Annotated in this window: 16 protein-coding genes and 1 pseudogene; 9 read left to right on the top strand and 8 right to left on the bottom strand. The window is 64.1% G+C overall.

Features of this window, described 5'->3' with window-relative positions; genetic code table 11:
- Nucleotides 1–66 precede the first annotated feature (66 nt).
- Nucleotides 67–1,077 carry an alpha/beta hydrolase gene (locus ACVMB0_RS17275; protein ID WP_461347062.1) on the bottom strand — a complete coding sequence of 337 codons (1,011 nt, stop codon included), beginning with the start codon at nt 1,075–1,077 and terminating at the stop codon, nt 67–69.
- A gap of 228 nt (nt 1,078–1,305) precedes the next feature.
- On the opposite strand from ACVMB0_RS17275, the gene ACVMB0_RS17270 reads away from it, so the two are divergent.
- Entirely contained in the window at nt 1,306–2,832 is a 1,527-nt protein-coding gene (locus ACVMB0_RS17270) for an amidohydrolase family protein (protein ID WP_461347061.1), read from the top strand.
- A gap of 159 nt (nt 2,833–2,991) precedes the next feature.
- On the opposite strand, the pseudogene ACVMB0_RS17265 reads toward ACVMB0_RS17270, so the two are convergent.
- Nucleotides 2,992–3,682, bottom strand: a pseudogene (locus tag ACVMB0_RS17265) (enoyl-CoA hydratase/isomerase family protein).
- Nucleotides 3,683–3,779: 97 nt separating this feature from the next.
- The gene (locus tag ACVMB0_RS17260) at nt 3,780–4,322 is read right to left on the bottom strand and encodes a cupin domain-containing protein (protein ID WP_456756272.1); all 543 of its coding nucleotides are present in this window, start codon (nt 4,320–4,322) and stop codon (nt 3,780–3,782) included.
- Between the two features lie 146 nt (nt 4,323–4,468).
- On the opposite strand from ACVMB0_RS17260, the gene ACVMB0_RS17255 reads away from it, so the two are divergent.
- Nucleotides 4,469–4,684 (top strand): CsbD family protein, encoded by a 216-nt coding sequence (locus ACVMB0_RS17255; RefSeq protein ID WP_456749711.1) that lies wholly within the window; start codon nt 4,469–4,471, stop codon nt 4,682–4,684.
- 56 nt (nt 4,685–4,740) lie between these two features.
- On the opposite strand, the gene ACVMB0_RS17250 is transcribed toward ACVMB0_RS17255, so the two are convergent.
- From ACVMB0_RS17250 to ggt, 3 genes are read right to left on the bottom strand one after another with little or no spacing between them, the layout of a single operon-like run.
- Nucleotides 4,741–5,748 (bottom strand): D-2-hydroxyacid dehydrogenase family protein, encoded by a 1,008-nt coding sequence (locus tag ACVMB0_RS17250; RefSeq protein ID WP_456749712.1) that lies wholly within the window; start codon nt 5,746–5,748, stop codon nt 4,741–4,743.
- Between the two features lie 46 nt (nt 5,749–5,794).
- Nucleotides 5,795–6,253, bottom strand: a complete 459-nt coding sequence (locus tag ACVMB0_RS17245; protein ID WP_456749713.1) for an FKBP-type peptidyl-prolyl cis-trans isomerase — start codon at nt 6,251–6,253, stop codon at nt 5,795–5,797.
- Between the two features lie 34 nt (nt 6,254–6,287).
- Nucleotides 6,288–7,874, bottom strand: a complete 1,587-nt coding sequence (gene ggt, locus ACVMB0_RS17240; protein ID WP_456798824.1) for a gamma-glutamyltransferase — start codon at nt 7,872–7,874, stop codon at nt 6,288–6,290.
- Nucleotides 7,875–8,067: 193 nt separating this feature from the next.
- On the opposite strand from ggt, the gene trhO reads away from it, so the two are divergent.
- Entirely contained in the window at nt 8,068–8,820 is a 753-nt protein-coding gene (trhO, locus tag ACVMB0_RS17235) for an oxygen-dependent tRNA uridine(34) hydroxylase TrhO (protein WP_461347060.1), read from the top strand.
- Nucleotides 8,813–9,028, top strand: a complete 216-nt coding sequence (locus tag ACVMB0_RS17230) for a SlyX family protein (RefSeq protein ID WP_456749716.1) — start codon at nt 8,813–8,815, stop codon at nt 9,026–9,028. The genes trhO and ACVMB0_RS17230 overlap by 8 nt, the downstream gene beginning before the upstream one ends.
- A gap of 30 nt (nt 9,029–9,058) precedes the next feature.
- Here ACVMB0_RS17230 and ACVMB0_RS17225 read toward each other — a convergent pair whose 3' ends face one another.
- A complete protein-coding gene (locus ACVMB0_RS17225; RefSeq protein WP_456749717.1) occupies nt 9,059–9,946 on the bottom strand; it encodes a LysR family transcriptional regulator in 888 nt (295 codons plus the stop codon).
- A gap of 399 nt (nt 9,947–10,345) precedes the next feature.
- On the opposite strand from ACVMB0_RS17225, the gene ACVMB0_RS17220 reads away from it, so the two are divergent.
- From ACVMB0_RS17220 to ACVMB0_RS17210, 3 genes are read left to right on the top strand one after another with little or no spacing between them, the layout of a single operon-like run.
- Nucleotides 10,346–10,759: a TadE/TadG family type IV pilus assembly protein gene (locus ACVMB0_RS17220; protein ID WP_456749718.1), complete on the top strand. Its 414-nt coding sequence runs from the start codon at nt 10,346–10,348 to the stop codon at nt 10,757–10,759.
- 1 nt (nt 10,760) lies between these two features.
- Nucleotides 10,761–12,419 carry a pilus assembly protein TadG-related protein gene (locus tag ACVMB0_RS17215; RefSeq protein WP_456749719.1) on the top strand — a complete coding sequence of 553 codons (1,659 nt, stop codon included), beginning with the start codon at nt 10,761–10,763 and terminating at the stop codon, nt 12,417–12,419.
- A gap of 45 nt (nt 12,420–12,464) precedes the next feature.
- Nucleotides 12,465–12,755: a PilZ domain-containing protein gene (locus tag ACVMB0_RS17210; RefSeq protein ID WP_456749720.1), complete on the top strand. Its 291-nt coding sequence runs from the start codon at nt 12,465–12,467 to the stop codon at nt 12,753–12,755.
- A gap of 222 nt (nt 12,756–12,977) precedes the next feature.
- Here the strand turns inward: ACVMB0_RS17210 and ACVMB0_RS17205 are convergent, their stop codons facing one another.
- Entirely contained in the window at nt 12,978–13,163 is a 186-nt protein-coding gene (locus ACVMB0_RS17205) for a hypothetical protein (RefSeq protein WP_212017518.1), read from the bottom strand.
- Between the two features lie 121 nt (nt 13,164–13,284).
- On the opposite strand from ACVMB0_RS17205, the gene hemE reads away from it, so the two are divergent.
- Complete coding sequence (gene hemE / locus ACVMB0_RS17200; RefSeq protein WP_461347059.1) at nt 13,285–14,331, top strand: uroporphyrinogen decarboxylase; 1,047 nt, start codon at nt 13,285–13,287, stop codon at nt 14,329–14,331.
- A 231-nt stretch (nt 14,332–14,562) separates the two neighbouring features.
- Nucleotides 14,563–15,894 (top strand): IS1182 family transposase, encoded by a 1,332-nt coding sequence (locus ACVMB0_RS17195; protein ID WP_456756372.1) that lies wholly within the window; start codon nt 14,563–14,565, stop codon nt 15,892–15,894.
- Nucleotides 15,895–15,909: the final 15 nt, after the last annotated feature.

Here is a 15,909-nt window from a genome sequence, read left to right as displayed (position 1 = left end):
TTGCGCACCGGGGAATCTCGAGGTTCCGGGTTCGTGCTCCGCACGCCCCGGAACGACGGTGTGTTATCAGGTCACGATCGGCCTCGGCATGGTCAGGAATGCCCGGGTCACGTGCCAGAACAGCTCGCGATTGATGGCAAGCGTCACCGAATGGGCCGTGCCGGGCAGGATGATGAACTGCCGGTCGCCGTTCGGCAGCTGGTTGAAGAACTCCTCGAGATCGGGCACCGCCGCGATCCCGTCATATTCGCCGCGGACCAGCAGCACCGGCGCCAGCACCTTGTCCGGGTGCACCACCGGCAAATTGGCCGTCATGTCGAGATAGGTGCCGGTCGGGATCTGGTCGCCGAACTGCATCTCGACATCGGCCAGCGCTTCCATCACGGCGGGGTCCGACGTGCCGGGTCTGTCGCGGGTCGCGATCGAGCGGATCATGTCGCTGTCGCGCTTGCGCATGTTGTGACTGCGGTAATAGGCCAGCTGCTCGGCCCGCTTGGCCAAAGTCGGCGAGCCCTCGCCCTTGTAGGTGAAGGCGGCGAACACCAGCCTGTCGATCCGCTCGGGCGCGGCCATCGCGAACGCGCCGGCCCGCAGCGCACCGGAGGACTCGCCGACGAAGTGATATCGCCGCTCGCCGGTCTCGCGGGCGATCACCTCGACCGCCGCTTTCAGATCCTCGACGCCGCTCGCGATATCTGCATTGCCCGAGGTGCGGCCGGACTTGCCATAGTTCTCGTGATCCATGGTCCAGCAATCGAAGCCGTAGCGCGCAAAAACGTTGAGCAGCGAATACTCGCCCTTGCCGGGCACGGTGAGGTCGAATGCCCACGATGTCACTGACGAGCCGTGGACGAAGAATACCACGGGCCGCGCCGGCTCGCCCGGCTTCGGCGCGCCGATCCGCTTGCGGAACATCCACAGCGGGATGTCGCCCTTCTTCGCCCAATATTCATTGCTCCATATTTCGTCCTCGGTGGGAACTGCGACTGCTGCCTGCGCCGCGCCGAATGCACCGCCGGCCGCTGCAATGCCGATTCCCTTGATAATGCTGCGCCTCGAATGACCTGACGACATCATGTTCGCCTCCCTTCCGGATTTCTTCTTATCGATCCGGTACGAGCGAGCATAGCAGCGTGCTGCGTGCCACAGCGAGCGAACGCGCGATGCCGGCATCTCACCATGACAGATACGATGCACGATTTTGTGAACGCGGCTTGCGGCAATCGGCGCGGACGACGGACGAACTTGGTCCTAGTCTCCGCAGCGATCCGACCGGAAATATCCGGCGAGACGCGGGAGCGAAGAATGAGCAGCAATCTCACCGACGAAGAACTTGCCGCCTTGATGCCCTCCGAACTGTGCCATTACCAGACCCCGATCCCGACCCAGATCGTCTCCAGCGACGAGTTCTATCCCGATCCGCAGAACGAACGGCAGCGCGAGGTCGAGGCGCGGCTGCTCGCGATGGCCGACGATCTCGGTGGCAAGCAGGGCCTCGATCGCCGGAAATTCTTCCAGACCGCGGCCGGCATGGCCGCTTCCTTCGTCGCGATGAACCAGGTCTATGGCGAGTTGTTCGATGTGACGGCGGCCGAGGCCGCGACACCTTCGATGGCGCAGGAGCGCGCCAACACCCTGAAAGACCAGTTCATCATGGACATGCACACGCATTTCCTGCGCGACGACACCCGCATCATGGGTTTTGTGGAAATGCGCAAGGCGGTCGGCAAGGCCGGCTGGAACAAGGAGCTCAATGATCACGAGCAGACCATCGAGGATCTCAAGTTCAACAACTACAAGAAGGAGATGTTTCTCGATTCCGACACCAAGATCGCGCTGATCTCCTCGGCGCCGTCGGATATCGAACAGGACTGGTTCCTGACCAACGAGCAGATGGCCGCCGCGCGCAAGCAGATCAACGACGAGGCCGGCTCGCGGCGGGTGTTCTGCCACGCCATCTTCACGCCCGGGCAGCCCGGCTGGCTCGACAAGCTGGACGCCGCGCTGGCGCTCGGCCCGGAGTCCTGCAAGGGCTACACGATCGGCGACAACACGCACAAGGAGATCAGCCGCTATCCCTGGCGGCTGGACGACGAGAAGGTCACCTACAAGGGCTATGAGAAGATGGTGAAGGCGGGCATCAAGAATGTCTGCGTCCACAAGGGCCTGTTCCCGCCCGGGATCGAGAAGCAGTATCCGAACCTGCGCGGTTTCGCCGACGTCGCCGACGTCGGCCAGGCGGCCAAGGACTGGCCGCAGCTCAACTTCATCATCTATCACTCGGCCTATCGCCATGTCGGCGGCGATCCGAGGGTCGCGCTCGCCGAGTTCGAACGCACCGGCCGGATCGCCTGGACGAGCGACCTCGCCGATATCCCGGCGCAGTACGGCGTCAACAATGTCTATGGCGATGTCGGGCAGTTGTTCGCGACCACGCTGGTCGCCGAGCCCAATGTCTGCGCCGCGCTGATGGGCACGCTGATCAAGGGCCTGGGCGTCGATCACGTCTGCTGGGGCACCGATGCGCTGTGGACCGGCGCGCCGCAATGGCAGATCGAGGGCCTGCGGCGGCTGGAGATTCCTGAGATGATGCAGAAGAAGTTCGGCTACGCGCCGCTCGGGCCCGCCGACGGGCCGGTGAAGACCGCGATCTTCGGCGACAACAACGCCCGGCTCTACAACGTCCAGCCGAAGCGCGCGATGCTCGACATCAAGGGTGATCGCTTCGCGATGATGAAGGCGCAGTATGAGAAGGCTGGCCCGGAGCCGTCGAACAGGCGCTACGGCTATGTGGTGCCGAACGGTGTGATCGATCACACGGTGTTTGCGTAGTCCTCAGCCGTCATTCCCCGGTGCGCAATTGCGCACCTGAGGGCGACGCGCAGCGTCGAGCCCGGAATCCATTTCGCAGCAACGATCGCGGTCGAATGGATTCCGGGCTCTCGCTTCGCGAGCCCCGGAATGACGAAAATAGTCAGGGCTCCGCTCGCGCTACTTCCCCGTAAACTTCGGCTTCCGCTTCTCGGCGAACGCCTTGACGCCTTCCTTGAGGTCGTCGCTGTCTCGCACTTCGTCGAGCAGCCGCCGCACGTCGGCGACTGTCTCCAGCGGCCCCTTCGGCATGGCCTCACGGGCGAGCTTCTTCAGCGCGCGCACCACCAGCGGCGCGTTGCCGGCAATCTTGGCGGCCATCTGCTGCGCCATCGCGACGTGTTGCCCCTTCGGCGCGACCTTGTTGACGAAACCGATCTGGAAGGCGCGTTCCGCCGACATCTCCTCGCCGACCAGCAGAAATTCCATGGCGATCTTGTGCGGCATCCGTGCCATCACCGACGAGACGCCGCCGGCCCGTCGTACCGATTTTGCCCTCGGGATAGATGAAGCGCGTCGTTTCCGACGCCACGCACAAATCGGCCATCTGGACCAGCACGAAGGCGCCACCGACCACCCAGCCCGACGTCGCCGCAATGACCGGCTTGTCGAGCTCGACGCCGAGGCCAGGGACCGCGTGCCACATATTGACGGGAAGGTCGGCGACATCGGCACCGACGGAGAAATACTTCTCCTCCGCGGAAGCCAACACCGCGACGCGATCGTCGCTGTCCCGAAACCCTAGCCAGGCGTCGCGCAACTCCGTGCACAACGCGTTGTTCAGCGCGTTGTGTTTCTCGCTGCGTGCCATCGTGATGGTGGCGACGCGGTCGGCGCTCTCGTATCGAACGAGCGTCATGCTGGCCTCCCTGTTCGTTATTGTTGTCCGTCGCGGCGATGCCGCGCGGCTATTTCTTCTCGTCGGGATGCCGGTGCACCGGATCGACCCACAGCACGTTCTCAGGCTTCTCGACCGGCTCGATGTCGAGATTGATCGCGACCGCCTCGCCGTCGGAGCGCACCAGCACGCATTCCAGCACCTCGTCCGGGCTGGCGTTGATCTCCTGGTGCGGCACGTAGGGCGGCACGAAGATGAAATCGCCCGGACCGGCCTCGGCGGTGAATTGCAGCTTCTCGCCCCAGCGCATCCGCGCCTTGCCCTTCACCACATAAATGATGCTTTCGAGATGGCCGTGGTGATGTGCGCCGGTCTTGGCGTCCGGCTTGATGCTGACGGTGCCCGCCCACAGTTTCTGCGCGCCGACGCGGGCGAAATTGATCGCGGCCTTGCGGTCCATGCCGGCGGTCGACGGCACGTTCGGATCGAGCTGGTTGCCGGGAATCACGCGGACGCCGTCGTGCTTCCAACGCTCGTCGTCATGATGGTGATGACCGTGGTCATGGTGATGACCGTGGTCATGGGAATGGGTGTGATCGTGGGAACCGCTCATCATTCTTGCTTTCGTTGGTCAAGTATTGTGGCCGGAACGCTACCGAAAACCACGCGGAGAGGCGAGCGCAAAATCGGAACAATGACAAATCGGAACATTGCCATGTCGCAGCGCGTTAGGTCGGCGTATTCCAAAGGAGTCATTTCATGCGTAGCACGACTTACAAGATCAGGGGTACCGCCAACGAGGCGGTCGGCAGGTTCAAGCGGCGTCTTGGCAAGCTCACCGGCTCCCCGGCGATGCAGGGCAGAGGCGTGATCCTGGAAGCCAAGGGCAAGGGACAGAAGGCGCTCGGCGGCATCAAGACCGTCGTCCGACATGCCGTCAACAAGGTGACCGCAGCGGCTCACTGGACCCGCTGAAGGATGATGAGATGGGCCGACCATCGGGCCGGCCGTCCGAGCGTTGACGACGCCGGTCAGCCGCGCGGGCGCGGATGTGTCAGCACATCCGGATGTGCAAGCACATCCGGATTCACCACATTGGTCGGCGTACCGGCCGCATAGGCGACGATCTGATCGAAGATATCGGTGAACTGGATCTCGTATTCGTCGCGCGAGACGTAGCCGAGATGCGGCGTGCAGACCACATTGTCCATGTTGAGCAGAGGGTCGGCCGTGTCGCGCAGCGGCTCCTTCTCGTAGACGTCGATCGCGGCCATGCCGGGGCGGCCGGCGCGTAGCGCGTCGACCAGCGCGCCCGGCTCGATCAGCGGCGCTCGGCTGGTGTTGACGAGCAGCGCGGTGTCTTTCATCCGCGCGAGGTCTTCCGCCTTGACGATGCCGCGCGTCGCGTCGACCAGCCGCATATGCAGCGACAGCACGTCGCAGCGGGCGAAGAAATCGGCCTTGCTGGCCGCCGTCTCGTAGCCGTCGGCGCGCGCCTTGGCCAGCGCGCCCGCGCGCGCCCAGACCAGCACGTTCATGCCGAACGCCTTGCCATAACCGGCGACCACGGCGCCGATACGTCCGTAGCCATAGATGCCGAGCGTCTTGCCGCGCAGCGTATGACCGACGCCGATCTGCCACTTGCCGGCCTTCAGCGCCGCCATCTGCTGCGGGATCGCCCGCATCGCCGCGAGGATCAGACCCCAGGTGAACTCGGCGGTGGCGTAGGACGGGGTATCGGCATGCTGGCTCGACGACACGATGATGCCGAGCCGGGTGCAGGTGTCGATGTCGATATGCGGATAGACGCTGCGCTGGCTGATCAGCTTCAGCTTCGGCAGCCGTTCGAGCAGCGGCGTGCGGATCTGGGTCCGTTCGCGGATCAGCACCAGCGCGTCGGTATCGGAGAGCCGCTCGGCAAGCGCGTCGACGTCCTGGACATGATCGTTCCAGATCGTGACGTCGTGGCCATCGAGCTTGCGGAAGCAATCGAGGGTGCGCAGCGTGTCGAAATAATCGTCGAGGATCGAGATCTTCATTGCTGCGCCCCTCTTGGGGTGGGCCGGGTAATTGGCGGCCGGTGGCTTACTTCACACCGAGCAGTTCGACGTCGAACATCAGCGTGGCATTCGGCGGGATCACGCCGCCGGCGCCGCGCGCGCCGTAACCGAGGTTCGGCGGGATGATCAGCGTCCGCTTGCCGCCGACCTTCATGGTGGCGACGCCCTCGTCCCAGCCCTTGATGACGTGGCCCTGGCCGATCGGAAACTCGAACGGCTCGTTGCGGTCGACGGACGAGTCGAATTTCTTGCCCTTCTGGCCGTTCTCGTAGAGCCAGCCGGTGTAGTGCATGACGCAGGTCTGGCCGGGCTTCGGCGAAGCGCCGGTGCCGACTTTGCTGTCGATGATCTGAAGGCCTGAAGCTGTGGTCATGGGCTTTCCTGCGGTTTGAGCCGTTGCCGTTCCGGCGGCAACGGACGTGGAGACTGCCGCCGCAAGGCCGGCGAACGCAGCCTTGATGATCGTGCGTCGTGAAGATTGCATCCCGGACGTCCTTCCTTGATTGATATCGATCCGATCAGTAGCCGAGCGCGCAGCCGTCCTTGCGCGGATCGGAGCCGCCGGTCAGCGTGCCCTTGTCCCAGTCGATCCAGATGCCCTGGCCGCCGCCGAGCGGGGCGACCACGCTGGTGGTCTTGTGGCCGATCTTCTTCAGGCCTTCGACGATCTCCGCCGGCACCGAATCCTCGAGCTGGTAGACGCCCTCGTAATGCAGGCCACGCGGCATGTCGATCGCCTCCTGCACGTCGCAGCCATAGTCGAGCATGTTGGTCAGCACATGGGTCTGGCCCACCGGCTGATACTGTCCGCCCATCACACCGAACGACATCACGGAGCGACCGTTCTTCGTCGCCAGCGCCGGGATGATGGTGTGCAGCGGACGCTTGCCCGGCGCGATGCAGTTCGGATGGCCGGGCTGGATGCGGAAGCCGCCGGCGCGGTTCTGCAGCAGGACGCCGGTCTTGTTGGAGACGATCGCCGAGCCGAACGAATGCGCGATCGAGTTGATGAAGGAGCAGACGTTGCGATCCTTGTCGACCACCGTGATGTAGACCGTCGACGGGTTCATCGGCGGCGCCACGTTCGGCAGGTCGAGCAGGCCGTCCATCCGGATGTTCTTGATGTGCTCGTCGGCGAATTCGCGGGCGAGGATGCCGGCGACATCGACATGCACCTGCTGGGGATCGCCGATATGCTGCTCCCGCATCATGTAGGCGATGCGCGCAGCCTCGGCTTCGAGGTGGAAACGCTCGACGCTGAGCGGCTTGTATTTGGTCAGGTCGAAGCGCGACAGGATGTTGAGCATCACCAGCATGGTGATGCCGGGGCCGTTCGGCGGGCACTGCCAGACGTCATGGCCCTTGTACATGGTGCCGATCGGCGCGGTGGCCTCGGTCGAATGCGCCGCGAAGTCTTCCAGCGTGTGCAGGCCTCCGATGCCGCGCAGCGTGTCAACCATGTCGGCGGCGATCTCGCCGCTATAGAAAGCGTCGCGGCCCTTTTGCGCGATCGCGCGCAAGGTCTTGCCGAGCTCGGGCTGGCGGATCACGTCGCCGGCAACCGCAGGCTTGCCATGCGGCAGCAGATAGCGCTCGGTATTGGTGCCGTTCTTCAGCTTCTCGTAGCCGTTCTTCCAGTCGAAGGCGATGCGCGGCGCGACGACATAGCCCTCTTCGGCGGCCTTGATCGCGGGCTGCAGCAGCCGGTCGAAGCCGAATTTGCCGTGATCCCGCAGGATCACGTCCCAGGCATCGATCGCGCCGGGAATGCTGACGGCATGCGCGGAGGTCAGCGGCACCGAATGGATCTTGCGTTCGAGATACCACTCGACATTGGCCGCCATCGGCGCCCGGCCGCTGCCGTTATAGGCCGTGATCTTGCCCTCGCCCTTCGGCTGGATCAGCGCAAAGCAGTCGCCGCCGATGCCGGTCGATTGCGGCTCGATGACGCCGAGCAGCGCGCAGGCCGCGACCGCAGCGTCGGCCGCCGTGCCGCCCTCGCGCATCACCTCGATGGCCACCAGCGCTGCCTCGGGATGCGAGGTCGCCACCATCGCGTTCTGGGCATGGACCGTGGAACGGCCGGCGAAATGGAAATTCCTCATAACGGAGTGCTCGCTTGATCGTACGGGTCTGATGTTGCCGCGACGGATGATGGCAAGGGATGCCAAAGGATGCAGAGTACATGGCACATTCATCCCCGGCAGGGCAATGCCTGGCATGCCAGAGGAATTATCCCGATTATGCATGGCTTTGCGGGGTTTCGCCGGTTTGAGCGGCCTGATAAACCCCGGGGCCATGCCCCTCAAGGTCGCCGCCTTCTACCAATTCGCCGCGCTGCCGGATTTCCGCGCACTGCGCGAGCCGCTGCGCGCGCTCTGCGCCGGGCTCGATCTCAAAGGCAGCGTGCTGCTGGCGCATGAGGGCATCAACGGCACCCTTGCAGGCAGCTGCGACGGCATCGATGCCTTCGTCGCGGAGCTCGGACACGGGCCGCTGTTCGGCGGACGTCTCGACAATCTCGAGCTGAAATTCTCCGAAGCCGCCAAGATGCCGTTTCAGCGGCTGAAGGTGCGGCTGAAGAAGGAGATCGTGACGCTCGGCGACAGCACGGTCGATCCGACCCGGCAGGTCGGCACCTATGTCGACGCCAGCGACTGGAACGCACTCATCACCTCGCCTGACGTCATGGTGCTCGACACCCGCAACGCATTCGAGGTCGCGATGGGCACCTTCGAGGGCGCGGTGGATCCCAAGATCGCGAGCTTTGGACAATTCAAGGACTTTGCCGCGCAACAACTCGATCCGGCGAAGCACCGCAGGATTGCGATGTTCTGCACCGGCGGCATCCGTTGCGAGAAGGCCAGCGCCTATCTGCTGGCGCAAGGCTTCACCGAGGTCTATCACCTCAAGGGCGGCATCCTCAGATATCTCGAGGACATTCCGCAGCAGGACAGCCGCTGGCGCGGCGGCTGCTTCGTGTTCGACGAGCGTGTCGCGCTCGGCCACGGCCTCCACCAACATGGATGCGGGGATGCCGTCCATGAGTGACGCGGCAGGACTGAGCGAACGGATCGACGCGCTGGAGGTCCGCCTGACCTACCAGGACGAAACCATCGAGACGCTGAACCAGACCATCACCGCGCAATGGAAGCAGATCGACGCGCTGACCCGCCAACTCGCCGAGTTGCGCGACCGGCTGCAGGACGCCGAACGTCAAGCGCCGGGGCCCGCCAACGAGCGCCCACCGCACTATTGATCGGAGCCGCGGGATTGCCGCGGCACCGGACTACATGTTGCTCACCTGACGCATCGGCTTCGCGCCGCTGAAGAACAGGCTGGACAAACGCTGCACCATCGCCGTCGCACGGCTGCCTTCGAGGCCCGGGCGAACACACAGCAGGCGCTTCTGCACCGGCAGTTCCGGAAGATAATAGTCCTTCGCCGAAATCAACGAAGACGGGATCATCCGCTCGGGGCATGCCGTCAGGCCGTACCCGGCCCGTGCTGCCTCCAGTCGCAGCTGGTGGTTCGGGCTCCTGAACACGATCTTGTACGAGATGTTGTGCTTGGTGAGCGTCCGGATCATCCAGTCGTCACCCGGCCACGCCAGGATCGGGATCGGGGCGCCCGGCCGCAGCACAAAATCGCGTGATCGTACCCAGACCGAACGTTCGTCGGCCTCGGCGGCGATGGTCACCTCGTCTTCGTTCTCGAGCGAAGGGTTGCTGTAGACGAAGGCGATGTCGATGTAGCCGTCGATCAATCCCCTGATGACGATCGGCGACATGTCGGCGTGAACCAGCATATCGGCGAGGGCATCGGCCGGATGGAGCTTGAGGAATTCGTCGGCGAGCATCGTGCTCATTCCCAACCGCAATGGCTGGGGTCCTTCATGACTGCCACCGAGTCGAAGCAGTTGATCGTTGGCTTCGAGGATTCGCCTGGCCTGCTGCACAGCAACCTTGCCGAGTTCAGTAGTCGTGGTGCCGTTCGCTGTTCTAACGAACAGCGCGCCGCCAACCAGGCTTTGCAATCGCTTGACCTGTGAACTGATCGCCGGCTGACTGAGGCCGAGACGTTCACCGGCTTTCGACAGACTTCCCGTCTCTGCAATTGCAACGACGGTGCGAACAATCTCAGTCGGAATATTCAAATGCTGACGTGGTCTGTGCATCGCGAGCCCTCCAATCTCAGCACGGGACGCAGTTACGATCTCCATAGTATGTGATTCAGCTATACTAACATTTGGTTGCACTTTCGTTTAGCCTCAATTTGTCGCGACGCCGCAGCAACTGCGGCTTATATGTATCGTTACGTGCATTGCCACGTAATGCTACGGTATCGGACAGCTGCTTCTGCACACATGCGCAGCACACCGACACCGTCGACCCCCCGGATTTCTGCGGATATGGCATCAAACATTTTGATTGCCCCATAACGTGCGGCGCACCCGATAACTTCCGACGCGGTCATTGATCTGAATTGACGTCACTGATTCGCGAAAGCGTTTTCATAGTTTTCCTTAATCAAAGCCTCGCAACGTGACGCCGTAGCTTGCGTGTCGAGGTGTGCAATGACCAGGTTTTTTCGCTGTCGAAGCGGCGCTTCTGCTGTCGAATTTGCGCTGATGCTGCCGCTGTTTCTCGCCTTCATTTTCGGCATCATCGTATTCGGCTCATATCTCGCCATGGTGCATGGCGTTCAGCAACTCGCCGCCGAGGCGGCGCGATCGTCGATTGCTGGCATGACGGATACTGAACGCAACAGCCTCGCGACCAACTACGTCACCGCCAACGCCGCGACCTATCCGCTGCTCGTTGCTAGCAATCTCACGGTCAATGCGGCGCCGTCCCCATCGAATGCCAACGTCTACGTCGTGACGGTCAACTACAACGCGGCCGGCAACTTCATCTACAAGCTGCCGTTCGTCCCGGCGCCGGCGAGCACGATCGTGCGCTCGGCGGCCATCCAATACGGGGGGTTCTAGGATGACGGGCATCTTCATGCTGATGCGGCGTTTCGGCGCCGACGAACGCGGCAACTTCGCGATGATCTCGGCCGGCCTGATGACGCTCGTGATCGGGTGCGCCGGGCTCGCAATCGACCTTGGCACGATCTTCGCCGACCGGCGCAAGACCCAGAGCACCGCGGACCTCGCCGCGATCGTCGCCGCCGCCAATCTGAGCAATCCGGTCAACGCCGCCACCGCGACGGTGACGCAGAACAACTATCCGGCCAGCGCGCTGGTCAAGGTCGAGACAGGGACCTACACCGCAAACAGCGCCATCGCGCCGCAGTCCCGCTTCGTGACCCCGGCGGTCGGCACCGCCAATGCCGCGCGCGTCACGCTGACGACCCAGACGCCGCTCTATTTCGCGCGCTATTTGACCGGCGCCAGCAGCTTCAACATCACGACCACCGCAACCGCGACATCGACCGAAATGGCCTCGTTCGCGATCGGCTCACGGCTGCTCTCGGTCAATGGCGGCGTGCTCAACGCGCTGCTCGGCTCGATGCTCGGCACCACGCTGTCGCTCTCGGTGATGGACTACAATTCGCTGATCAGCGCCAAGATCGACGCCCTGGATTTCCTGTCGGCGCTGGCAACCCGGGTCAACCTGACCGGCGTCACCTACAGCGACCTGCTGAGCAGCAACATCAAGGTCGGCGACATCATCGCGGCCGCGCTGTCGACGCAGCAGATCACCAACGGCGCGAACGCCGCGACGACCGCGCTGTCGACGATCTCCCAGGCCGTCACCGGCTCTTCAACCAAGATTTCGCCGGGCACCCTGATCGATCTCGGCCCGTTCGCCAACCTCACGGTGGGGCAAAAACCCAAGGTCGGCGCCAGCGTTTCGGTATTCGATCTCGTCAACACGGTGGCTCAGATCGCCAATGGCAACAATCAGATTGCAACCTCGGTCAATCTCGGCCTGCCCGGCATCGCCAATGTGTCCGTGATCGCAACGATCGGCGAACGCCCGGTCGGTTCGAGCTGGATCGCGATGGGCACCCAGGGCGTGAGCGTGCACACCGCGCAGACCAGGGTCCTGGCGACCATCAATGTGCTCGGTTCCGGCAGCATCGCGTCGATCAATCTGCCGGTCTATGTCGAGGTCGCCTCCGGAACCGCGACGCTCAACGCGGTGTCCTGCGGCCATCCGAACATCAACACCTCGCAGGTCACGATCGGCGTGACGCCGGGAATCGTGGATGCCTGGATCGGCAACGTCACGACGGCCGACATGACCAATTTCACGACCAAGCCCAATCCACCTCCGGCACTGCTGGCCACTGTGCTGGGGATCCAGATCACGGGCCTCGCTCATGCCGGCATGGGCAACACCTCGCCGACCAACGTCAATTTCAGCTACAGCGACATCCAGTCCGGGACCAAGAAGACGGTGACGACGACCAACTTCCTGACGTCGCTGACCAGCACCCTGCTCGGCAACCTCTCGCTCACCATCGCGGGCATTCCGCTCCCGGGATTGGGCGCGCTGGTGATGAGCATCCTGAGCGCCGTGACGAGCCCGATCGATCAGGTGCTGGCGACGCTGCTCTCGACGCTCGGCATCGGGCTCGGCCAGGTCGACGTCTGGGTGCTGGGCATCCGCTGCGACGGCGCCGTGTTGGTCAATTAGGGGCGCGACCGCAACGGAGCATCATGTCGGGGTAGGGAGACGGCCGTGAGTACAACAATAAGAAGATACAAGACCGACAGCCAGCGGACGCCCCTGATGAAGCGCGGAACGATCCTGTTCCGCAACACCAGCGTCGGATGCCTGGTGCTGAACATCTCGACCGGAGGCGCCGGGCTTGCGGTGGAAAGCGACGAGGCGATCCCGTTCGCGTTCGATCTCGAGATCGAGAGTGAGCCGATCCGGCGGCATTGCATTCTGGTCTGGCGCCTCGAACGCCGGCTCGGCGTGACCTTCGAATTCGACCGGATGCAGCGCCCGGAAAGCGGCCCGGTCTAGCCTGGTCCAATGATCACGACGTGCGGGCGGCTTCGCTGATCGAAGCCGCCCGCAAACCTATTAGGTGTGCAGCGTCAGCCACAGGATAATAGCGATTGCCGCCGCCACGATCGCGCTCCACGCCAGGGGCGCGGTGCGCTTCGAGCCGCCGCTGCGCGGCCAATGGTTCCTCGCATGGCGAACTCTCTTGCATCGTGGTTAGCAAGCGCTGGGATATACCAGCTAATTGTCCCGATTGCCGTCGTGCTTCGACGGCGCGGGCTGCGTCACGCTGACCGGATCGGAAGCCGGGAAGGTATCCTCCAGTCCCTCCTTGAGCCGCGAGCGCGCCTTTCGGTCGGCAGCCTGCGCCTCGTGCGGCTTCTCGGCATGCTTGTCATGCGGGGCAGGATCGAATTTCTCGGTCATCTCGTCCCTCCATTCGGGGAGACAACGGCCGGTACAGAGGCGGGTTCCAGAACCGCCTTGGCCCATTGCGCCGCAGCGTGTATCAGGGGCGCAAATTTGACCGTGCTCAGGAACTAGCCACGTGCCCCAGGATCCCACCAAGAAGCCGTTCATCGAGGTCCTGTCGGGCCACCGCCTGGCCGTGCCACCGCTCTGGATGATGCGGCAGGCCGGCCGCTACCTGCCGGAATATCGCGAGCTGCGCGCCAAGGCCGGCGGCTTCCTCGATCTCTGCTTCACGCCCGAGTTCGCCACCGAGGTGACGCTGCAGCCGATCCGCAGGTTCAATTTCGATGCCGCGATCATCTTCTCCGACATCCTGGTGATCCCCTATGCGCTCGGCCGTTCGGTGCGCTTCGAGGCCGGTGAAGGGCCGCGGCTCGATCCGCTGGCAACGCCGGGCGAGATCGCGACACTGGCCACGCAGGCCAATTTCGACCAGCTCGAGCCGGTGTTCGAGGCGCTGCGCCGGGTCCGGCGCGAGCTTGCGCCCGAGATCGCCCTGATCGGCTTCTGCGGCGCGCCTTGGACGGTCGCGACCTATATGGTGGCCGGACAGGGCACGCCGGACCAGGCCCCGGCACGGATGCTCGCCTATCGCCATCCGGACGCCTTCGCCGGGATCATCGACGTCCTGGTCGAGAACTCGATCCACTATCTGGTCGGCCAGTTGAAGGCGGGCGCCGACTGCCTGCAGATCTTCGACACCTGGGCCGGCGTGCTGCCGCCGCGCGAATTCGCCCGCTGGTCGATCGAGCCGACGAATCGCATCGTTGCCGGCGTGCGCAAGCAGGTCCCCGGCGCCAGGATCATCGGCTTCCCGCGCGGTGCCGCGGGCATGCTGCCGGCCTATGTCGAAGAGACCGGCGTCGATGCCGTCTCGATCGATTGGGCGACCGAGCCGTCGATGATCCGCGAGCGCGTGCAGGGCCGCGTCGCGGTGCAGGGCAATCTCGATCCGCTGGCCCTGATCGCCGGCGGCACAGCGCTCGACCGCGCGGTGGACGACGTGCTGGAGAATTTCGGCAAGGGCCGGCTGATCTTCAATCTCGGCCACGGCATCCTCCCCGAGACGCCGATCGCCCATGTCGAGCAGATGGCCGCGCGGGTGCGGGCGTATAAGGGCTGAGGCTCGGCAGCCCAATCTATCACCGTCACCCTGAGGAGACCGCGCAGCGGTCGTCTCGAAGGGTCGACGGCCCGGACCTCTCCGAGCCGTCAGCGCGGGGCCGTGCATCCTTCGAGACGCGCGCGAGAGCGCGCTCCTCAGAGGGTGTGATTTTTTTGGGGTTTCAGCGAGCATTATAGCCGAAAGCCGGCGCGGTGTGATTCTCTGGCGATGATGGATTCGCGGGAGGTGATGTTGGCTGCCGATGAGTTGTTTGGGGACCTGCCGGAGCAGGCGAAGCCACCAGCCGAAGCGGGCTTGCCCGGCGCTCCGCGGCTGCGTGAGCCCCAGCGCGACCAGATTGCGCTGCGAGCGGTTGATATTGAGAGCCTGATCGGGGAAGACCATCCGGTGCGGCTGATTTGGTCTTATGTCGAAGAGCTTGATCTGAGTGAGTTGGAGGACCGGATCAAGGCTCGCGGCGATCGTCCCGGTCACCCCGCGACCTCGCCCCGGCTTTTGCTGGCGCTGTGGCTCTATGCCGCCAGCGAAGGCGTTGGCAGCGCGCGGGCGTTGGAGCGGCTGTGCGAGAGCCACGATGCCTATCGCTGGCTGTGCGGCGGGGTGTCGGTGAACTATCACCTGCTGGCAGACTTCCGGGTCGGCAACGCCGATCTGCTTGACCGACTGCTCAGTGAGCATCTGGCAGCGTTGGCAAAGGCCGGTCTCGTCGATCTGGAGACCTTGGCGCAGGATGGCATGCGGGTCCGGGCCAGCGCCGGGGCCGCCTCGTTCCGGCGCGAGGCGACGTTGGATAAGCATTTGGCGCAGGCTGAGGCCGTGGTGGAAGACCTCAAGCGCGAGGTCGACACACGCTCGGACGCCAGCAATAAGCGTGCCCGGGCAGCCAAGGAGCGGGCCGCGCGGGAACGCAGCGCGCGGGTGAAGGCGGCGCAGACGGCGCTCGCCGAGATCAAGCAGCAGCGCAAGGAGCGCGAAGAAAGTCGCGGCAACGGCAAGACGCCGAAGGAGCCGCGGGCCTCCACGACGGACGCCTATGCACGGGTCATGAAGATGGCGAACGGCGGCTTCCGCCCCGCCTACAACGTGCAGGTGACGAGCGTGGCCGGGGAGCAGATCGTCGTCGACACCAGAATTTGCAACATCGGATCCGATCGCGGCCTGATGCGCCCCATGCTGGAGCGGCAGCGTGCGCGGCCCGGAGGGTTGCCCAAGGACCATCTCGTCGATGGCGGCTTTGGCAGTGCCGAGGACATCGAATGGGCCTATGCCGAGGGCATCGATATCTTTTGTCCGCCCACTCAATCCAAGCACGGTACCGATCCCTATCTACCGCGGCGCGGCGACGGTCCGGGGGTGTTGGCCTGGCGTGCGCGAATGGCGAGCGAAGAGGGCAAGGCCCGATACAGGTCCCGGTCGATCTGCGAGTGCATCCATGCCCGCTGGCGCAATTGGGACCTGCGGCAATTGACCGTGCGCGGCATCGAAAAGGTCCGTGCCGTCGTGCTCTGGTACGCCCTCGTCAACAACATCCTGCAAGGCAACCGCCTCTCCAGAGCCTAAACAACGGGTCATCGC

It is taken from the genome of Bradyrhizobium sp. USDA 4451, from assembly GCF_054822585.1.
Note: the sequence above shows the minus strand (reverse complement) of the source record. Positions and strands in the feature narration are given on the sequence as shown.

Bases quoted from the DNA above. Each gene is read 5' to 3' on its own strand.
- ACVMB0_RS17275 (WP_461347062.1), bottom strand. From the start codon at position 1,077: ATGATGTCGTCAGGTCATTCGAGGCGCAGCATTATCAAGGGAATCGGC.
- ACVMB0_RS17270 (WP_461347061.1), top strand. From the start codon at position 1,306: ATGAGCAGCAATCTCACCGACGAAGAACTTGCCGCCTTGATGCCCTCC.
- ACVMB0_RS17260 (WP_456756272.1), bottom strand. From the start codon at position 4,322: ATGAGCGGTTCCCACGATCACACCCATTCCCATGACCACGGTCATCAC.
- ACVMB0_RS17255 (WP_456749711.1), top strand. From the start codon at position 4,469: ATGCGTAGCACGACTTACAAGATCAGGGGTACCGCCAACGAGGCGGTC.
- ACVMB0_RS17250 (WP_456749712.1), bottom strand. From the start codon at position 5,748: ATGAAGATCTCGATCCTCGACGATTATTTCGACACGCTGCGCACCCTC.
- ACVMB0_RS17245 (WP_456749713.1), bottom strand. From the start codon at position 6,253: ATGCAATCTTCACGACGCACGATCATCAAGGCTGCGTTCGCCGGCCTT.
- ggt (WP_456798824.1), bottom strand. From the start codon at position 7,874: ATGAGGAATTTCCATTTCGCCGGCCGTTCCACGGTCCATGCCCAGAAC.
- trhO (WP_461347060.1), top strand. From the start codon at position 8,068: ATGCCCCTCAAGGTCGCCGCCTTCTACCAATTCGCCGCGCTGCCGGAT.
- ACVMB0_RS17230 (WP_456749716.1), top strand. From the start codon at position 8,813: ATGAGTGACGCGGCAGGACTGAGCGAACGGATCGACGCGCTGGAGGTC.
- ACVMB0_RS17225 (WP_456749717.1), bottom strand. From the start codon at position 9,946: ATGCACAGACCACGTCAGCATTTGAATATTCCGACTGAGATTGTTCGC.
- ACVMB0_RS17220 (WP_456749718.1), top strand. From the start codon at position 10,346: ATGACCAGGTTTTTTCGCTGTCGAAGCGGCGCTTCTGCTGTCGAATTT.
- ACVMB0_RS17215 (WP_456749719.1), top strand. From the start codon at position 10,761: ATGACGGGCATCTTCATGCTGATGCGGCGTTTCGGCGCCGACGAACGC.
- ACVMB0_RS17205 (WP_212017518.1), bottom strand. From the start codon at position 13,163: ATGACCGAGAAATTCGATCCTGCCCCGCATGACAAGCATGCCGAGAAG.
- ACVMB0_RS17195 (WP_456756372.1), top strand. From the start codon at position 14,563: ATGTTGGCTGCCGATGAGTTGTTTGGGGACCTGCCGGAGCAGGCGAAG.